Origin of the sequence: Hymenobacter cellulosivorans, assembly GCF_022919135.1 — a bacterium.
In the GTDB taxonomy this organism is placed as follows: Bacteria; Bacteroidota; Bacteroidia; order Cytophagales; family Hymenobacteraceae; genus Hymenobacter; species Hymenobacter cellulosivorans.
On record NZ_CP095049.1, the window covers coordinates 3,194,335 to 3,212,292 of the forward strand.

Below are 17,958 nucleotides of genomic sequence, written 5' to 3' on the forward strand. Positions count from 1 at the left end.
TCCTCCTTTTGAAAGGAATGGCGGGCCCGCCTATTTACACCTGTCTAAAAACAGGACTAAACAGCGCCGGTAGCTGCTGTGAATACAACGGCTAATTGGCCGTGCGCAAATAACTTTCTGGGATGCTTGACCATCGGCTTAAATAGCTTTGGGACACTGTTTTCCTTTCTGAAAAATAAGCCGGTGCTATAGCTTGCTTTTAGGCCGGAAAAAGCCTACTTTTTCTAACTGAACTTCTTTCACTTTTTCCATCTGCATGGCGTCTTTGCTACTTAAAAATGGCCGCGTCGTAACGGCCGATTCCGATTCCGTGTGCGACGTGCTGGTGGAAGGGGAGACGATAGTGGCCATCGGCCGAAACCTGCCGGTACAAGCTGACCAAACCATTGACGCCACGGGCAAAATCATTGTACCCGGCGGCATCGATCCGCACGTGCATCTGGATATGCCATTTATGGGCACCTTCAGTTCCGATACCCACGAAACCGGCACCCGCGCCGCCCTGCACGGGGGCACTACCACCGTCATTGACTTCGTGCTGCAGAAACAGGGGCACAGCCTGCGCGAGGCCCTGACCGAGTGGCAGGGGCGGGCTACCGGCACGGCCGTTGGCGACTATTCGTTTCACATGGCCGTGACGGATTTCAATCCCAATACCAAGGCCGAAATCCAGGACATGATAGCCGAGGGAATTACCTCGTTTAAAACCTTCATGGCCTACAAAGGCGCCCTCATGATAGACGACGCCCAGATGGTGGGGCTGATGCAGGAGGTGAGCCGGCACGGCGGGCTGGTGACGGCCCACGCCACCAACGGCGACATGATTGACACGCTCATTGCCCAGCACCGGGCCGCGGGCAAACTCACCCCGCTCTACCATTATTTGTCCCAGCCCGAAGTCACGGAAGCCGAAGCTTCGGGCCGCTTCTGTGACATTGCCAACTACACCGGCGTCAATTCCTACATCGTGCACCTCACGTGCGAGGGCGCCCTGAATCAGGTGCGGCGGGCCACCGAGCGCAACCAACGGGTGTTTGTGGAAACCTGCATTCAGTACCTGGTGCTCGATGCGTCGCTGTACGAGGATGAGGTGCACGGGGCCAAAGTGGTAATGTCGCCGCCACTGCGCGAGAAAAAGGACCAGACCACACTCTGGGCCGGCATCAACCAGGGCCTGGTGCAGGTGGTGGGCACCGACCACTGCCCCTTTATGTGGGAGCAGAAGATGCTGGGTAAGGACGACTTCAGCAAGATTCCCAACGGCCATCCCGCCATTGAGCACCGCATGGAGCTGCTGTTTTCGGAAGGCGTAACGACCGGCAAAATAAGCTTGCAGAAGTTTGTGGAAGTAACCAGCACCAACGCGGCCAAGATCTTCGGTATGTTTCCGCGCAAAGGCACCATCAGCATTGGCGCCGACGCCGACCTGGTGCTCTTCAACCCCGAGAAAAAGCACACGATTTCGGCCGACACCCACCACATGAACTGCGACTACTCAGCCTATGAAGGCTGGGAGCTGACCGGCAAAGTCGACACCGTAATCCTGCGCGGGCAAGTGGCCGTGCAAAACGGCGAAACCAAAGTCGGCCGCGGCTACGGGCAGTTTATCAAGCGCGGCAAAACGGCTTTCTAAAGCTAGAAAGCTGGTTCCCTCTTTCGATTAGGAGGGGTTAAGGGTGGTTGAAACACCAGAACGAGTCCTAAAACGAATGCTGCGAAGTCGTTCAACGCGCAACCATCCCGGTCCTTCGGGCCACCCCTCTTTGAAGAAGGGATGCTTCGTGTTGACACTGCAAATCAACCTACTTCCCAACCCTTTTCTCCTCTCTTTCCCAATGCCAAGAATTGTTAAATCGGGCCTGATCCAGATGAGTCTGCCCCTCAGTGAAGGCGAAGGCACCATTGCCGAAATCATGGAAGCCATGGTGCAGAAGCACATTCCGCTCATCGAAGAAGCCGGTCGCCAGGGCGTGCAGATTCTGTGCTTGCAGGAAATCTTCAACACGCCCTATTTCTGCCCCGGCCAGGACAAAGCCTGGTACGCCTCGGCCGAGGCGGTGCCCGGCCCCACCACGGACCGCATGGCCGAGTACGCCAAGAAGTACAACATGGTAATGATTGTGCCGATTTACGAGCGGGAGGCCGCAGGCTTCCTCTACAACACGGCCGCCGTGATTGACGCCGACGGCACCTACCTGGGCAAGTACCGCAAGAACCACATTCCCCACACGTCCGGATTCTGGGAGAAGTTCTTTTTCAAGCCCGGCAACCTGGGCTACCCCGTGTTCCAGACCAAGTACGCCAAGGTGGGCGTCTATATCTGCTACGACCGGCACTTTCCCGACGGGGCCCGGGTGCTGGGCCTCAACGGGGCCGAAATCGTGTATAACCCCTCAGCCACCGTGGCGGGCCTTTCGCAGTATCTGTGGAAGCTGGAGCAGCCGGCCCACGCGGCGGCCAACGGCTACTTCATGGGCTGCATCAACCGCGTCGGCACCGAGAAGCCCTGGAACCTGGGCAAATTCTACGGCACGTCCTACTTCGTAGACCCGCGCGGGCAGATTTTCGCCCAGGCCTCGGAAGACAACGACGAGCTGCTAGTGGCCGAGTTCGACCTCGACGAGATTGACGAGGTGCGTGCCACCTGGCAGTTCTTCCGCGACCGGCGCCCCGAAACCTACGAGAAGCTCGTCGAACTGTAAGCTTTCATTCTTCTAAGTGTTTGAATAGCAAGGGTTGGTGGTCAAACGCCAATCCTTGCCTGCGCTTGTAGTGCCTGGTGGGTAGCCTCCTGCCCACGTGTTGCCTGTCCCATTTTCCTTTTGCTATTGCCCCACCGTTACCCTCTCCCTTCAGTACCATGGCCGAGTACAAAACCCCTACTTCCGAGCCGGAATTTCACGCCAACTTCGCCCAGATCAAGCCCCGGATGAACAACACCGAGGCCCTGTTCGAAAGCTCGCGCTGCCTGTTCTGCTTCGACGCCCCTTGCATCAAAGCCTGCCCCTCCGGCATCGACATCCCCCAGTTCATTCGTCAGATTAATACCGGCAATACCACCGGCGCGGCCCGCACGATTTACGAGGCCAACTACTTCGGCAACGCCTGCGGCAAAGTGTGCCCCACGGAAGTGCTCTGCGAAGGCGCCTGCGTGTATAACCTACAGGACGTAAAGCCCATCGAAATTGGGCGGCTGCAGAGCTTCGCCACCCGCGAGGCCATTGAGCACAATAAAGCGCTCTTCGGACCCGGCGCGCCCAACGGCCGTAAGGTGGCCATAATAGGAGCGGGGCCGGCCGGTATTTCGGCCGCCTGCGAGCTGCGCAGTCTGGGCTACGAAGTCGACGTGTTTGAGGCCAAGTCCCAGCCCTCGGGCCTGACGGTGTACGGCGTGGCACCCTATAAAATCACCAATGAGGAAGTGCTGGCCGAAATGACCTACCTGGAAAACCAGTTTGGCTTCCGGGTGCAGTACAACCAGCCCATCGCCTCGCGCCGGGAACTGGAAGCCCTGGAAGAGTCTTACGACGCTATTTTTCTGGGCATTGGGCTGGGTGCCACCAACCCGCTGCTGCTACCCGGCGAGGAGCGCCACAACTGCGTGGGCGCCGTAGAATTCATCGAGCAGCTGCGTATGCGCCACCACCAGACGGCCGTGGGCCGCAAGGTGATTGTGCTCGGCGGCGGCAATACGGCCATGGACGCAGCTTCGGAGTCGGCCCGGATGGGGGCCGAGGACGTGATTCTGGCCTACCGCCGCGGCAAGGAGGAAATGGGGGCCTACGAGTTTGAGTACGACCTGGCTAAGGGCGTGGGCGTAAAAGGCTTGTTTAACGTGGCTCCGGTCGAGATTGTAGGCAACGGCAAGGTCGAAGGCGTCAAGTTTATTCGCACGGCTACCCTCCACGGGCAGGTGCAGGTGGTGCCCGGCAGTGAGTTTGTTGAGCCCTGCGACATGGTGATTAAGGCTACCGGGCAGGCCAAGCAAACCCAGCTCTTGAGTCTGATTCCGGGGTTGGAAGTCGACAACAGAGGCCGCATCGTGGCCGATGCGCGCACCGGCCAGACCACTAACCCCAAGTATTTCACCTCCGGCGACGCCCGCAACGGCGGGGCTGAAGTAGTCAATGCCGCCGCCGAAGCCAAAGCCACGGCCCGCGGCATCCACAAGTTTTTGGCGGGTAAGTATTAGTTGTTGGCTGCGCCAACTTTCAGACTACTAACAACTAGCAACCAACAACGAACAACGAACCAATGCCAGATCTGTCCATAAACTTTGCCGGTATCAAGTCGCCTAATCCGTTCTGGCTGGCTTCGGCGCCGCCCACCAATTCGGGCTACCAGGTCATGAAAGCCTTCGATGCGGGCTGGGGTGGGGCCGTGTGGAAAACCCTGGGCGTGCCCGTCGTCAACGTGTCGAGCCGCTACGGGGGCGTCAATTACCGGGACAAGCGCTTGGTTGGCTTCAACAACATCGAGCTGATTTCGGACCGTCCGCTCTCGGATAACCTGCGTGAAATCGAGGAAGTGAAAAAGCGTTTCCCTAACCACGCCGTCATTGCCTCCCTGATGGTGCAGAGCCGGCAGGAGTGGCACGACATCGTGCGCGACGTGCAGAACGCCGGCTCCGACGGCATCGAGCTCAACTTCGGTTGTCCCCACGGCATGTGCGAGCGGGGCATGGGCTCAGCAGTAGGGCAGGAGCCGGAGGTGCTCCAAACCATTGTGGAGTGGGTAATGGAAGTGGCCAAGATTCCGGTTATCGTCAAGCTCACGCCCAACATCAGCGACATTACCGAGCCGGCCATGGCTGCCCGTCGCGGCGGGGCCGACGCCATTTCGCTCATCAACACCATTCAGAGTATCGTGGGGGTGGATCTGGACTTGTTTGCGCCCTACCCGATAGTGGACGGCAAAGGTTCGAACGGAGGCTACTGCGGCCCGGCCGTGAAGCCCATTGCCCTGAATATGGTGAAGAACTGCGCCCAACACCCCAAGGTGCAGCTGCCAATTTCCGGCATCGGGGGCATCGAAAACTGGCGCGACGCGGTGGAACACATCCTGCTCGGGGCCAGCAGCGTGCAAGTGTGCACGGCGGCCATGCACTTCGGCTTTGGCATCATCCGGGAAATGACCAGCGGCCTGGAGCAATACATGAGTGAAAAAGGCTTCCACACGATATACGACATGGTGGGCAAGGCCCTGCCCAACGTGAAGCACTGGGAAGACCTCAACCTCAAGTACAAAGTCACAGCCCAGATCAACGAGGACAAGTGCATCGGCTGCCAGCTCTGCTATACGGCCTGCGAAGACGGTGCCCACCAGGCCATCCGGCTGCAGGAAGGCACCCGCGTACCCGAAATCATCCAGGAAAACTGCGTGGGCTGTAACCTGTGTTCCCTGGTGTGCCCCGTAGAGCAATGCATTACGATGGAACGCCGCGACGATGGCACCGAGCACCTGACCTGGAAGGAGCGCACCGAGGCCGGTACCATCCCGACGGAATTCAACGATGAGCGCGCCGGGGGCCGCCACCACTGGGTACCGGAGCCCGCCGCAGCCCTGGATAAGGAGAAGCATAAAACTCTGCCCGGCAAGGCCCGGCAGTACGCCCAGACTGCTGCTGCAACGGCAACTGCCACAGTAACTTCCAGCTCCGGATAGTGTAGGTTTGCTACCAAGCCTGCCCGGCAGCAGGGCATGAGCGCGGCTCGGTACTAGGAGTGTCTCCTGGCGCCGAGCCGCGTTTCTTATGGGCAAAGCTTAGCTGTAAGCGGGTACGGAAGTCGCCTATTAAGTAAATTTTTTATTGTGTAAATACCAAAGAATGAAGGCCTAAGTTTCTTGTTAGAACAAAAGTTATATTAATTATTGACTTAGTTATAAAATATGCGTTACTTGTTCATGCTACTCTTCTACATCCCACCTACTGTAGAGATTCCCCCTTTTTTAGCTTCCTCACCAACAGTAGTCTATGGAACGATATCGACACTACTCCGACGCGTCGCGCCTGGTTTTGCCCGTGGTAGATGTGCTCCTGATTTTCTGGGCTTTCCGCCTGGCGGGCCGCATGGTCTGGGGAACCTGGCAATTTACCGGCTACTCGCCCTTCTGTTTTGTGATTTTCTGCCTGCTCTGGTGGCTGCTTTCCGGGCAATTTGCCAACATCTACCGGGTCGATAAGCTGATTACCTACCCCGAGAAGCTGCTCTACCTGATGCGCACCTTCCTATTGCACGCCTGCCTTGTGCTAGCCGTGGTGTGGGTCATGGAGCTTAACTGGCTGTCGTTGCGCTTCATCTTTGCCGTCTATAGCTTTTCGGTGGCCGGGGTAGTAGTGGCCAGGTTCCTGATGACGTTCTGTTACCGGGCCTACCACCAGCACGTGGCCCGGCCCCACACCCGCTTTATCATCGTTGGGGCCGGCGAGAGTGGGCAGGAGCTGTACCGCTTTCTGGCCTCCCACGACCCGGTCGGTAATCAGTTTCAGGGTTTCTTCGCCGATGAGCCCGTGGCCGAGGGCCTGCGGCCTTACGTGCGCGGCCCGTTAGCCGAGCTGAAAAGCTACTGTCTGCGCACTACTATCGACGAAATCTACTTCACCCTGCCCCTCGACCGGCACGAACTCATTGAGGACTTGTCGCAGTTTGCCGACGACCATTTCCTCTCGTTCCGCATTGTGCCCGACTTCCGCGGCACCGTGCGCCGCGAAGTCAATGTGTACTTCTACGACCATTTGCCCATTCTCACCATCCGGCACCAGCCCCTGGGCATTCGCACCAATCAGGTACTCAAGCGCCTGTTCGATATCGGCTTTTCCCTGGGCGTTATTACGCTGGTATTTCCTTTTATTCTGCCTATTCTGGCCCTGCTCATCAAGCTCGACTCGCCGGGACCGGTATTCTTCAAGCAAATGCGGCCGGGCAAGCGCAACCACCTGTTTCCCTGCTACAAGCTGCGCACCATGCGCGCCGACCACCGCCAGGCCGAGCTGCAAGCCACCCTGGGCGACCCGCGCGTAACCCGGGTGGGCAAGTACCTGCGCAAATACAACCTGGACGAGTTGCCCCAGTTTTTCAACGTGCTGCTGGGGCATATGTCGGTGGTGGGGCCCCGGCCCAACATGGTGTCGCAGCTGGAAGAATACTCCAAGCACATCCGCACCTACCAGATGCGCCACGCCGTGACGCCCGGCATCACCGGCTATGCCCAGGTGAACGGCTACCGCGGCGAAACCCGCGCCCCCCAGGCCATGCGCAAGCGGGTGGAATATGACCTTAAGTATATGGAAACCTGGACGTTCGGCCTCGATATGAAAATCATCGGCAAAACTGTCTGGAACATGATTCGCGGCGAGAAAAATGCCTACTAGCGGCGAATGAGTGAGATGGTGAATGAGTGAGGTTTTGCTTTGCTGGCGCAAGCTAAAAGTTCTCAATATCAGCCTATTGCTCTGCTCATTGGCTTTGTCCTTCCTACTTCACTCATTCACCATCTCACTCATTCGCCGATGCTGCCCAAACGCTTAGTGCTGGATTCGTGGATTTCTACCGGCTCTCCGGCTGACTTCGTGACGGCCATCTTGGCGTTGGGAGCGGCCCGGTCGTCGGCTTACGTGTGCTGCGCCAATGTGCACATGGTGGTGGAAGCCCATCAGTATCCCGATTTTCGCCGCATTCTGGATGAAGCTGCCATTGTAACGCCGGATGGTAGTCCAGTAGCGGCGGCGGTTGGCTGGTTTCATAATCAACCCCAAGCTCGCATTGCCGGCATGGATCTGCTGCCCATGTTGTTAGAGGAAGCGGCCCGGCGCGGGCAGTCGGTGTATTTCTACGGCACTACCGACGAAGTGCTGGCCGCCATGGTGGCCCGGGCCCGGCGCGAACTGCCCAACCTGAAAATTGCCGGCACCCACTCGCCGCCGTTTCGGCCGCTCACGCCCGAGGAAGACGCCGCCGAAGTAGCTGCCATCAACGCCGCCGACCCCGATTTGCTGTTTGTGGCGCTGGGTTGCCCGCGGCAGGAGCGCTGGATGGCGGCCCACCAGGGCCAGATTCGCAGCTGCATGCTGGGAGTAGGCCAGGCTTTTCCGGTGTACGCCGGTTTGGAGCCCCGTCTTCCCGCCTGGGCCCGGCGCTTGTGGCTCGAATGGGCCTACCGGCTCTACTTGGAGCCTAAACGGCTATGGAAGCGCTACTTGCACACAAATACCAAGTTCCTGCTTCTATTGGGGCGCCGGACTGCGGCCTACCTGGTTAGGCGGCCCACAGCGCCCCTAGCTAGCAGGTAGGCGAGGCGTGTAGGCCCAAACTGTTACTGGATAAAATTTATTGGTAATTGATTTTTGTTAAATTATAATCATAAAATTTATTGACATTATTATAATAAATAGTATATTTCACTATCCAAGAAGCACCCAGTAAGCCAAGCCTTACTTCTGATATTGTCTTCTTTCCCCGATTCTTTTTCAACCAGTACCCACACAGCATGAAAGCAGTAATACTCGCGGGCGGCTATGGCACCCGAATCAGCGAAGAAAGCGGCGTCCGGCCCAAACCCATGGTGGAAATTGGCGGCAAGCCCATTCTGTGGCACATTATGAAGATTTATTCCCACCACGGTATCCGGGACTTCGTAGTGTGCTGCGGCTACAAAGGTCACATGATAAAGCAGTACTTCTCGGATTATTTCCTGCATAATGCCGATGTGACGTTTCGGATGGACCGCAACGAAATGCAGATTCACCGCAGCAACGCCGAGCCCTGGACCGTGACGCTGGTGGATACCGGGCAGGAAACCATGACTGGCGGGCGTTTGCGCCGGGTGCGCGAGCATCTCGACAACGAAACCTTCTGCCTGACCTACGGCGACGGGGTGGGCAACGTAGATATTCAGGCTGCTATCCGCCACCACCAGGAGCAGGGCGCGCTGGCCACGCTCACGGCTGTGCGCCAGCCGGGCCGCTTTGGGGTTTTCTCGCTCGGCGAGGAATCGAGCCGCATTTCCAACTTTATGGAAAAGCCCGAAGGCGGCGAAACGCCCTGGATTAACGGGGGCTTCTTCGTGCTGGAGCCCGCCGTGTTCGACTACATCGATGATGACGACACGGTCTGGGAAAAAGGCCCGTTGGAGCGTCTGGCGGCCAATGGCGCCCTGGCGGCCTACCGTCATACCGGTTTCTGGCAGCCCATGGACACGCTGCGCGACCGGAACATGCTGGAGGAAATGTGGAGCACTGGCAAGGCCCAGTGGAAAATATGGGGCAATACTACCAGCGTACCCGCCCCAGACCCCGTGCTGACCGATATTATGACCTCGGCAGTGGCTGCCCCGGCCGGGCAGCGCGTCGCAGCTCCCACGCTGCTACCCAACGCCTAACATCCTTTCCGACTGGCTCCTACACCTTTCCGCCCTGGCGCGGCTGGGCTCCTCTTGCCTTGTATTTCACAATTCAATTCCTTCTTCTAGTATGCAACGCATCCTAATAACTGGTAATATGGGCTACGTCGGGCCTGGCGTGGTGCGCCACCTGCGGCGTGTATTTCCCAAGGCTGAGCTTATCGGCTACGACATGGGCTACTTTGCCCACTGCCTGACCGGGACCGGGCGTCTGCCCGAATCCCGCCTCGACCGGCAGCTCTTCGGCGACGTGCGCCACCTGCCCGATTCATTGCTGCAGGAAGTCGATGCGGTAGTGCATCTGGCCGCTATTTCCAACGACCCCATGGGGCAGACCTACGAGGATGTGACTCTGGAAATAAACTACCGGGCTGGCATCTGGCTGGCGCGGCGGGCCAAGGCCGCGGGCGTATCGTCCTTCGTGTTTGCCAGCTCCTGTAGCATGTACGGCGCGGGCGGCGACGGGGCCAAAACCGAGAATTCGGCACTGAACCCGCTGACAGCCTACGCCCGCAGCAAGGTGCTGAGCGAGCAGGAGCTGGCTCCGCTGGCCGATGAAAGTTTCTGCGTGACCTGCCTGCGCTTTGCCACGGCCTGCGGCTGGAGTGACCGGTTGCGTCTAGACTTAGTGGTCAATGACTTTGTAGCGGGAGCCGTGGCTACGGGCCGCATCAGCATCCTGAGCGACGGCTCGCCTTGGCGGCCGCTCATTCACGTGCAGGACATGGCCCGGGCCATTGAGTGGGCCATTGGCCGGCCCGCCGACGTCGGCGGTAGCTTTCTGGCCATCAATGCCGGTTCGGAAGAGTGGAACTACCAGGTGCGGGATTTGGCCGCGGCCATTGCCGCCATTATTCCCGGCACTGAAGTGGAGCTCAACCCCGCTGCCCCGCCCGACAAACGCTCATACCGCGTGGATTTCAGCCTGTTCCGCCAACTCGCCCCCAACCACCAGCCCCAGCGCACCCTGGCCGATACCATCACCGAGCTGCGCGACGGCCTGCTCGGCATGGGCTTCCGTGACCCGGAATTCCGCTCGTCGCAGCTGATGCGGCTGCGCGTGCTCACGGCCCTGGGTGAAACCGGGCAGCTGGACGAAGGGCTGAGCTGGACCGCGGAAAAAGCACCTGCGCCTGTCAAGGCTGCCGAGCCCGCCGAGTTGGCTTTGTCCTGACCCTCTACTGCGCTTAGTATTTCCCCTTTTCTGCCACCGCTACACCTCCTTTCTATGATTTTCACGGAAACCGAACTATCTGGCGCTTTTATCATTGACGTCGACCGGCTATCGGATGAACGCGGCTTTTTTGCCCGTTCCTGGTGCGAAGACGAGTTTGCCGCCCACGGCATTCTCATGCCCCCATTGCAGGCCAACGTGTCGTCGAACCCGCGAAAAGGCACTCTGCGCGGCATGCACTTCCAGCTGCCGCCCCACGAGGAAACCAAGCTGGTACGCTGCACCCAGGGCGCCATCTACGACGTCATCGTGGATTTACGGGAAGAGTCGCCGACGTATGGGCAGTGGCTGGGCGTGGAGCTGACGGCTTCCAGCTTCCGGATGCTGTTCGTGCCGGGCCGCTTTGCCCATGGCTTCCTAACGCTCACCGACAATACCGACGTGTGCTATCAGGTGTCGGCCAAGTACGCCCCAGGGGCCGAGCGGGGCCTGCGCTGGAACGACCCGGCCATCAACATTCAGTGGCCTTTCGAGCCCAAGCTGGTGTCGGAGAAGGACAGCAGGCACCCGGATTTCCAGCTGCTGGTGCCCGAAATTCAAACCGAAGCCCGACTGGTAGAATAGGTAGGCGCCGGGCCCGGGAAAACCTGGGCCCGGCGCGTGCTTTTCACGCGGGCTGCATTTCTCACTCTCATTTTAGAACACGCATGATACTAGTAGACAAAGCCCTGGCCGAACGGCAGCGCCTGGGCCAGCCCATCCGCGTGGGCATGGTGGGCGCGGGCTTTATGGCTAAGGGCGTGGCCCGGCAGATTTGCCGCTACGTGCCCGGCATGGAGCTGGTGGCCATTGCCAACCGCACCCTCGACAAAGCCCGGCAGTGCTACGAGGAAGCCGGCACCCTGGCCCCGCGAGAGGTAGCCTCGGTGAGTCAGCTCGAAGCCTGCATTGCCCAGGGCCTGCCCGCCATTACCGACGACGCGCTGCTGCTGAGCCGGGCCGAGGGCATCGACGCCATCATCGAGGTGACCGGGGCCGTGGAGCACGGCGCCCGGGTGGTGCTGGAGGCCATTCGGCACGGCAAGCATATCGTGCTGCTCAACGCCGAGCTGGACGGCACCGTGGGCCCGATTCTGAAAGTGTATGCCGACCGGGCCGGGGTAATCTATACCGTGGCCGACGGCGACCAGCCCGGCGTGACGCTCAATCTGGCCCGCTTCGTAAAGGGCATTGGAGTGAAGCCGGTGCTGTGCGGCAACATCAAGGGCCTGCACGACCCGTACCGCAACCCGACCACCCAGGAGGGCTTTGCCCGGCAGTGGGGCCAGAACCCGAGCATGGTTACCAGCTTCGCCGACGGCAGCAAAATTAGCTTCGAGCAGGCTGTCATTGCCAACGCCCTGGGCATGCAGGTGGCGCAGCGCGGCATGCTGGGCCCGACTGTGGCGCCCGGCACGCCCATCAGCAAGGCCGCCGAGTGGTACCCGCAGGAGCTGCTGCTCAGCGGCGGCCCCGGCATCGTGGACTACGTGGTGGGCGCCGAGCCTGGCCCCGGCGTCTTCGTGCTGGGCACCATCGATGACCCGGTGCAGCAGCACTATCTGAAGCTCTATAAGCTCGGGCCCGGGCCGCTGTACTGCTTCTACACGCCTTATCACCTCTGCCATTTCGAAACGCCGACTACCGTGGCCCGCGCCGTGCTCTTTGGCGACGCGGCCCTGGCCCCGGCTGGCGTTATGCAGGTCGAGGTGGTAACGGCGGCCAAGATTCCGTTGTTTGCCGGCCAGACCCTGGACGGCATCGGGCACTACCACACCTACGGCCTGGCCGAAAACGCCTCGGTAGCCGACCAGGAGCGGCTTTTGCCCATCGGCGTGGCCGAGGGCTGCATCCTGCGCCACGACGTGCCCAAAGACCAGGTGCTGACCTACGACGACGTGCTGCTGCCCGAAGGCCGCCTCATCGACCAGTTGCGCCAGGAGCAGGCCGCGTATTTCGGCCAGGCCCAACCGGCCAAAGTAGCAGCTCCGACGGAGGCCGCGGCAGTGGCCGGGGAATAAGCATAAGACAAGGCCGGCAACGGTATTTCAGTGGTAAAAAGCAGCGCCGTCCGGGAAGGGTGGTGCTGCTTTTTTGTGGGCAAAATCTTGGCCGGAGTGTGATGGAAGGGAAGTGGGCCGAACCAAAAAAGCCCAGACTCAGCAGCAAACTGCTGCTGAGTCTGGGCTTTTAAGATTGGTAAGCGGTGTTACCTTACACGACTACCGCAGCAGGTTCGGGCCGGGCAGAAAGTTGGGTAGGTGTGGTCGGGCCGGAAGCTGGCTGCCAGCCGCGCCGCGCCCGGGCCTGGATAATCTTCCGGCTTTCCACTGCCTCCCGCCAATGCTGCCATATATACCGATACGCCGGCAAGGAGCTGCGCTCAAACAGTACCGAGTAAGCCATAATGGCCAGCTGCCGCGGAATGGCCTGTAGCAGCAGCCGCGGGGCCTGCGCAGGGGTCGTGTTTTTGATGAGCAGCAGCCACTGGTTTTTCACCGCGTCGGTTTTGATGGCGCTGGCCAGGCGGTTGCGCAGGCGTAAGTTGGCGGGCAAAAACTGTCGGGGGTGCAACGCGCGGCAGGAAGGCTCAAACCAGGTCCGCCAGCCGTAGAGCCGCCCGCGCCAGGCCACATCCCAGTCCTCTTTGTGGGCAAAAAAGCGCGGGTCGAAAAAGTGACCTTCTATCCGCAAATCATTAATAAAGCGGCGACGGAACAGCGGCAGCGCGCCATCGGCCCCGTCCACGTAGCCGGGCTCCAGCGCGGCCTCACTGACGCGCTGCCGGTGCAGGCGTAGTCTGTAGCGCCCATCAGGTAGGGCCGTCATACCGGCGCTGTCGATGTAGGGGTCGGCTTCCTGACTTTGCACCAGCAGTCCACACACCGTCCCGATTTGCTCGTCGCGCTGCATGGCTGCCACAGCCTTTGCCAGGTAGTCGGGCTGCATTTCTACGTCGGGGTTTACCAGCAGCACGTAGTCCGACTGGGTGCGGTCCAGGGCGTAGTTGTGGCCGCCGCAGAAGCCGGTGTTTTGCGGCAGGCGATGCAGCTTCAGCCTCTTATCGGCGGCCGACAGTGCTTCAACCCGGGCACAGGTATCGTCGGCGGAGGCGTTATCGACTACCCAGAACTCAAAGTCTGAGTAAGTTTGGGCCAAGGCTGAGCGCAGGCAGGCCTCCACCGAGTCGGCGCTGTTCCAGGTGACGAGCGAAAGCAAAACGGAAGGCATAGGAGGAAAAAAGAGGTGAAACGGGAGATGGCTAGGTACCCGGCGCGCAGAGCAGCATGTTTGCCCGGCCGGCGCTTACCGGCCCCACCATGGCCGGGGCCGGTAAGCGCCGGCCAACAAGGCTACTTTTTCCCGCAGACTCAATGGGCTGAGTTCGTAGCTCCGGAAGCCAAACGTGTTGAGCATCTTTTCGACTTCCGCCACGTTGCGCACGTGGCGGAAGCTCGTGTCGCGGCGGCTCACGTACTACCAGCGGACTAAAGGAATACGCTTGCAAAGCGGACAGAAACACCTGAAACATGAACCACCCTGCCCTTGGGTAAGTAGCAACTGGTGGTGAAGCTGTGGAATCGGGTGTGTCCGGTGTTTGTGCGAGTAAGCAGGAGCAGGACCGAGAAGTCAGCTTAGGCTTCTAGTTCAAGTTCGCGCTGCTGCGAGGAGCTTTTGGCGTGGCTCAGCAGCAGGCTCACCCGCTCCCGGAGCGTCGCCAAATCTACCTTCAGGTCTTCTCGGCTGGCGTCGTTGTGGTTGGTGGCCTCCTCCGGACTGTCGCACACTAGCCAGTCATAATGCTTGCCCAGGCGGGCGCACACTTCGCAGTAGTCGCCCAGGGCAAAGCTGCTGGGCAGCAGCTCCAATAGGGGAGCGGCCCGGGGCGAGAAGATGATGTTGCACAGGCCGGCCCCGATGGGCGAGATAATGGCTTTGGCCTGGCTGAACAGGGCGACTTTCTCGGCAAAGGAAAGCTCCGACAGCACATACGTTGCAAAGCCAAACTCCTGGGCCAGCATGGCCTCTACCTCGGCTGCGGGCTGCACTCGCCGCCCCGGTGCGTCGCGTCGGCTGATGTAGATGTAGGGGTTGAATTGGCGGGTGCAGGTGGCGGGCAGATACGTGTCGCGCAGAAACCGGAAAACCCAGTCGGGCGTGTGCACGCCCTTGCCGCGCACCGGTGAGCTTAGCAGCAGCCGGTCGGCCTGCAGGTGGCGGTGGGTGGTTACGTCGATAATCCGCTCAGGCCCGATACCCAGTGGCGCCAGCGTTTCCAGCATAAAGCGCAGGTTGCGGTTGTACACCAGAAAGTAGTCAATGGAGTCGAGCAGGCCGGCTTCCCGTATCAGGTGCAGCCGCGGCAGCGAGTCAACCAGCCAATGGTAGTAGTTGCCCAGCGCGGCCCCGCCGCCCGAGAGCAGGCTGCACACGGTGCCCCTGACGCGGATGGGCGGCAGAAAAAAGCGCTGCTGGAAGATGTTGTTGTCGGCGGGCTGGGTCAGCTGCCACTTGCCGCGGGCATACTGAAACGACACATCCCCAATCAGCTTATTATCGGCCGATATCACGGCCTCACTGTTGAAGTTGTCGGCGTAGAGACGGCCGTTGAGCACCTCCAGCGTGAAAGCCGGCGGTACCTCCTCCCAGTGCGGAAACTTGTTATAGCTGGGACCGGCCTCGTACAGGGCCGGCGGAATGTCCAGCGTGGAGGTATAAGCCGGATATATTTCCTGGTAAAAAACGCCACTTCCTATCTGGTGGGCTAGTTCTTTACTGGTCGGATGAATACCGGTTGGGCGGAAGTGCCCGTTGTAAGGAACGATTTCGCGCAGCAGCCGACCGGCACGCCGGCGGGCTCGGAGTAGCATATCGTGCATAAAACATGGGGGGAATGTGTGGTTGTTTGAGCGTGGTTAGGCCAAAGCCTGGAGTGGAGATAAGCGAACTGCCTGCCGCCAGTCGGCCGCGGCAATTACAGATTGCAGGCCTTCGGTAAGCCCAATCTGATGCCGCCAGCCCAGGGAGTGGAGTCTGCTGACATCGAGAAGCTTACGGGGCGTGCCATCGGGGCGCGAGAAGTCATAGATAATTTCGCCGACGTAGCCCGTCAGCTCGGCAATAAGCTCGGCAAGCTCCTGAATGGAGATGTCGCGGCCGGTGCCCACGTTCACGGGCGCGGCTTCCTGATAGTGCAGCATCAGGTGCAGGCAGGCATCGGCCAGGTCGTCGACGTGCAGAAACTCGCGTCGTGGCGTGCCCGTGCCCCAGATGGTGACGCGGGGCAGGCCGCGCTCCACGGCTTCGCCAAACTTGCGCAGCATGGCCGGCAGCACGTGGGAGTTAGCCAGGTCGTAGTTGTCGCCGGGGCCGTAGAGGTTGGTCGGCATCACCGAAATGAAGTTGCTACCGTACTGCGCCCGGTAGGCCTCACAAAGCTTAAGGCCCGCAATTTTGGCAATGGCGTAGGGCTCGTTGGTCGGCTCCAGAGCGCCAGTCAGCAGGTATTCCTCCTTAATGGGCTGGGGGGCCATTTTGGGATAGATGCAGGACGAGCCCAGAAACAGCAGCTTCCGTACGCCGTGCTCGTGGCTCTGGCCCAGCACGTTGGCCTGTATCATCAAGTTGTCGTAGAGAAAATCTGCGCGGTAGGTATTGTTAGCGTGAATACCGCCCACTTTGGCGGCGGCCAGAAAGACATATTCGGGTTTTTCCTGGGCAAAGAAGTCGGCCACGGCGGCCTGGTCGCGCAGGTCCAGCTCGGCCGAGGTGCGTACCACCAGGTTGTCGTAGCCAGCGCCGTGCAGGCGGCGCATAATAGCCGCCCCAACCATACCCCGGTGCCCGGCTACGTAGATTTTCGCGTGTTTGTCCATTAGGGAAGTAAAATGGTGAGATAGTGAAATTGTGAGTCAGCAGGCTGGTGATTTGGTGGGTTTTATAGTCCGGCCGCACAGATAGCGCAAGTCGTACATCAACTCACCAGTTCACCACTTCATCATCTCACCTTATTCATCGTGGTACATTACCTGGTGCCCGGCTTCGAGCAGCACCGTGTCGCGGCGGAACAGCTTCACGTCGGCCTGCACCATGTCGGCTACCAGGGCCTGCAAATCATACTGCGGCTCCCAACCCAGCTCGGTTTTGGCGCGCGTCGGGTCCCCAATCAGCAGCTCGACTTCGGTGGGGCGGAAGTAGGCTGGGTCGACGGCAACCACCACCTGACCTTCGGGCACCTGGTAGTCGGGATTGGAGCAGGACACCACGTAGCCCACTTCGCTCACGCCTTCACCCACGAAGTTGAGCTCAATGCCCAGTTCAGCAAAGGCCAGCAGAATAAAGTCGCGCACGGTGGTCGTGACGCCGGTGGCAATGACGTAGTCGCGGGCCTCCTCCTGCTGCAGCATGCGCCACATGGCTTCCACGTAGTCGCGGGCGTGGCCCCAGTCGCGGCGGGCATCCAGGTTGCCCAGGAAGATTTTCTGCTGCAGCCCCATAGCAATGCGGGCCACGCCGCGGGTGATTTTGCGCGTCACAAAGGTTTCACCCCGCAGCGGCGACTCGTGGTTGAACAGAATGCCGTTGCAGGCATACATGCCGTAGGCTTCCCGGTAGTTTACCGTAATCCAGTAGCCGTACAACTTGGCCACGGCGTAGGGCGAGCGGGGGTAGAAGGGCGTGGCTTCCGACTGCGGCACCTGCTGCACCAGGCCGTAAAGCTCGGAGGTGGAAGCCTGATAAATCCGGGTTTTCCGGGCCAAACCCAGAATGCGCACGGCTTCGAGCAGCCGCAGCGTGCCCAGCCCGTCGACGTCGGCCGTGTACTCGGGCGTGTCGAACGACACTTTCACGTGCGACATGGCGCCCAAGTTATAAATCTCGTCGGGCTGCACTTCCTGCACAATGCGGATCAGGTTGGTGGAGTCGGCTAGGTCACCGTAGTGCAGCTTGAAGCGGACGTTGGCTTCGTGCGGGTCTTGGTAGAGGTGGTCAATCCGGTCGGTGTTGAACAGGGAGGACCGTCGTTTGATGCCGTGAACCTCGTAGCCCTTGCTCAGTAGCAGCTCGGCCAGATACGAACCATCCTGGCCGGTAATTCCGGTAATCAGTGCGCGCTTCATACAGATGTAGAAAAAGACAAAGTGGATCAAAAGGAGCAGAATAGCCCGCAGCCGCCCAAAGCGTACTTTATAGAACTATTGTATCAAATTATTGTATTTAAAACGTGAATAGCAAGAGCGATGATAAAAATATTTATTTTAAATATAAGTAAAGTTAAAAATAATGGGTTGCAGCTCCACTTGGCAAGGTGGCCATAGCCGTGGTTGATGAAACAGGGGTAAAAG

General features: G+C 59.7%; 15 protein-coding genes. 10 read left to right on the forward strand and 5 right to left on the reverse strand.

Going from position 1 to position 17,958, the window contains the following annotated elements; genetic code table 11:
- Positions 1 to 256: 256 nt before the first annotated feature.
- From hydA to MUN80_RS13615, 10 genes are all read left to right on the forward strand, one after another.
- Positions 257 to 1,633, forward strand: a complete 1,377-nt coding sequence (gene hydA / locus MUN80_RS13570; protein WP_244713657.1) for a dihydropyrimidinase — start codon at positions 257 to 259, stop codon at positions 1,631 to 1,633.
- 202 nt (positions 1,634 to 1,835) lie between these two features.
- Positions 1,836 to 2,702 (forward strand): nitrilase-related carbon-nitrogen hydrolase, encoded by an 867-nt coding sequence (locus MUN80_RS13575; RefSeq protein WP_244713660.1) that lies wholly within the window; start codon positions 1,836 to 1,838, stop codon positions 2,700 to 2,702.
- Positions 2,703 to 2,860: 158 nt separating this feature from the next.
- Complete coding sequence (locus MUN80_RS13580; RefSeq protein WP_244713663.1) at positions 2,861 to 4,192, forward strand: FAD-dependent oxidoreductase; 1,332 nt, start codon at positions 2,861 to 2,863, stop codon at positions 4,190 to 4,192.
- Between the two features lie 62 nt (positions 4,193 to 4,254).
- On the forward strand, positions 4,255 to 5,664 hold the full coding sequence (gene preA / locus MUN80_RS13585; RefSeq protein WP_244713666.1) for an NAD-dependent dihydropyrimidine dehydrogenase subunit PreA: 1,410 nt from the start codon (positions 4,255 to 4,257) through the stop codon (positions 5,662 to 5,664).
- Positions 5,665 to 5,974: 310 nt separating this feature from the next.
- Complete coding sequence (locus tag MUN80_RS13590; RefSeq protein ID WP_244713669.1) at positions 5,975 to 7,372, forward strand: exopolysaccharide biosynthesis polyprenyl glycosylphosphotransferase; 1,398 nt, start codon at positions 5,975 to 5,977, stop codon at positions 7,370 to 7,372.
- 138 nt (positions 7,373 to 7,510) lie between these two features.
- Complete coding sequence (locus tag MUN80_RS13595) at positions 7,511 to 8,290, forward strand: WecB/TagA/CpsF family glycosyltransferase (RefSeq protein WP_244713672.1); 780 nt, start codon at positions 7,511 to 7,513, stop codon at positions 8,288 to 8,290.
- A 197-nt stretch (positions 8,291 to 8,487) separates the two neighbouring features.
- Positions 8,488 to 9,378, forward strand: coding sequence for a glucose-1-phosphate cytidylyltransferase (gene rfbF / locus MUN80_RS13600; protein ID WP_311136239.1), 891 nt, complete (start codon positions 8,488 to 8,490; stop codon positions 9,376 to 9,378).
- 91 nt (positions 9,379 to 9,469) lie between these two features.
- The gene (locus tag MUN80_RS13605; RefSeq protein WP_244713675.1) at positions 9,470 to 10,573 is read left to right on the forward strand and encodes an NAD-dependent epimerase/dehydratase family protein; all 1,104 of its coding nucleotides are present in this window, start codon (positions 9,470 to 9,472) and stop codon (positions 10,571 to 10,573) included.
- Positions 10,574 to 10,627: 54 nt separating this feature from the next.
- Entirely contained in the window at positions 10,628 to 11,197 is a 570-nt protein-coding gene (rfbC, locus tag MUN80_RS13610) for a dTDP-4-dehydrorhamnose 3,5-epimerase (protein WP_244713678.1), read from the forward strand.
- Between the two features lie 83 nt (positions 11,198 to 11,280).
- A complete protein-coding gene (locus MUN80_RS13615) occupies positions 11,281 to 12,633 on the forward strand; it encodes an NAD(P)H-dependent oxidoreductase (protein ID WP_244713681.1) in 1,353 nt (450 codons plus the stop codon).
- Positions 12,634 to 12,826: 193 nt separating this feature from the next.
- Here the strand turns inward: MUN80_RS13615 and MUN80_RS13620 are convergent, their stop codons facing one another.
- From MUN80_RS13620 to gmd, 5 genes are all read right to left on the reverse strand, one after another.
- Positions 12,827 to 13,843, reverse strand: a complete 1,017-nt coding sequence (locus tag MUN80_RS13620; RefSeq protein WP_244713684.1) for a glycosyltransferase family 2 protein — start codon at positions 13,841 to 13,843, stop codon at positions 12,827 to 12,829.
- A gap of 75 nt (positions 13,844 to 13,918) precedes the next feature.
- Positions 13,919 to 14,086 carry a glycosyltransferase 61 family protein gene (locus MUN80_RS13625; protein WP_244713686.1) on the reverse strand — a complete coding sequence of 56 codons (168 nt, stop codon included), beginning with the start codon at positions 14,084 to 14,086 and terminating at the stop codon, positions 13,919 to 13,921.
- Between the two features lie 161 nt (positions 14,087 to 14,247).
- On the reverse strand, positions 14,248 to 15,492 hold the full coding sequence (locus tag MUN80_RS13630; protein WP_244713689.1) for a glycosyltransferase family 61 protein: 1,245 nt from the start codon (positions 15,490 to 15,492) through the stop codon (positions 14,248 to 14,250).
- A gap of 36 nt (positions 15,493 to 15,528) precedes the next feature.
- Positions 15,529 to 16,488, reverse strand: coding sequence for a GDP-L-fucose synthase family protein (locus MUN80_RS13635; protein ID WP_244713692.1), 960 nt, complete (start codon positions 16,486 to 16,488; stop codon positions 15,529 to 15,531).
- Between the two features lie 132 nt (positions 16,489 to 16,620).
- Positions 16,621 to 17,733: a GDP-mannose 4,6-dehydratase gene (gene gmd, locus MUN80_RS13640; protein ID WP_244713695.1), complete on the reverse strand. Its 1,113-nt coding sequence runs from the start codon at positions 17,731 to 17,733 to the stop codon at positions 16,621 to 16,623.
- Positions 17,734 to 17,958 lie beyond the last annotated feature (225 nt).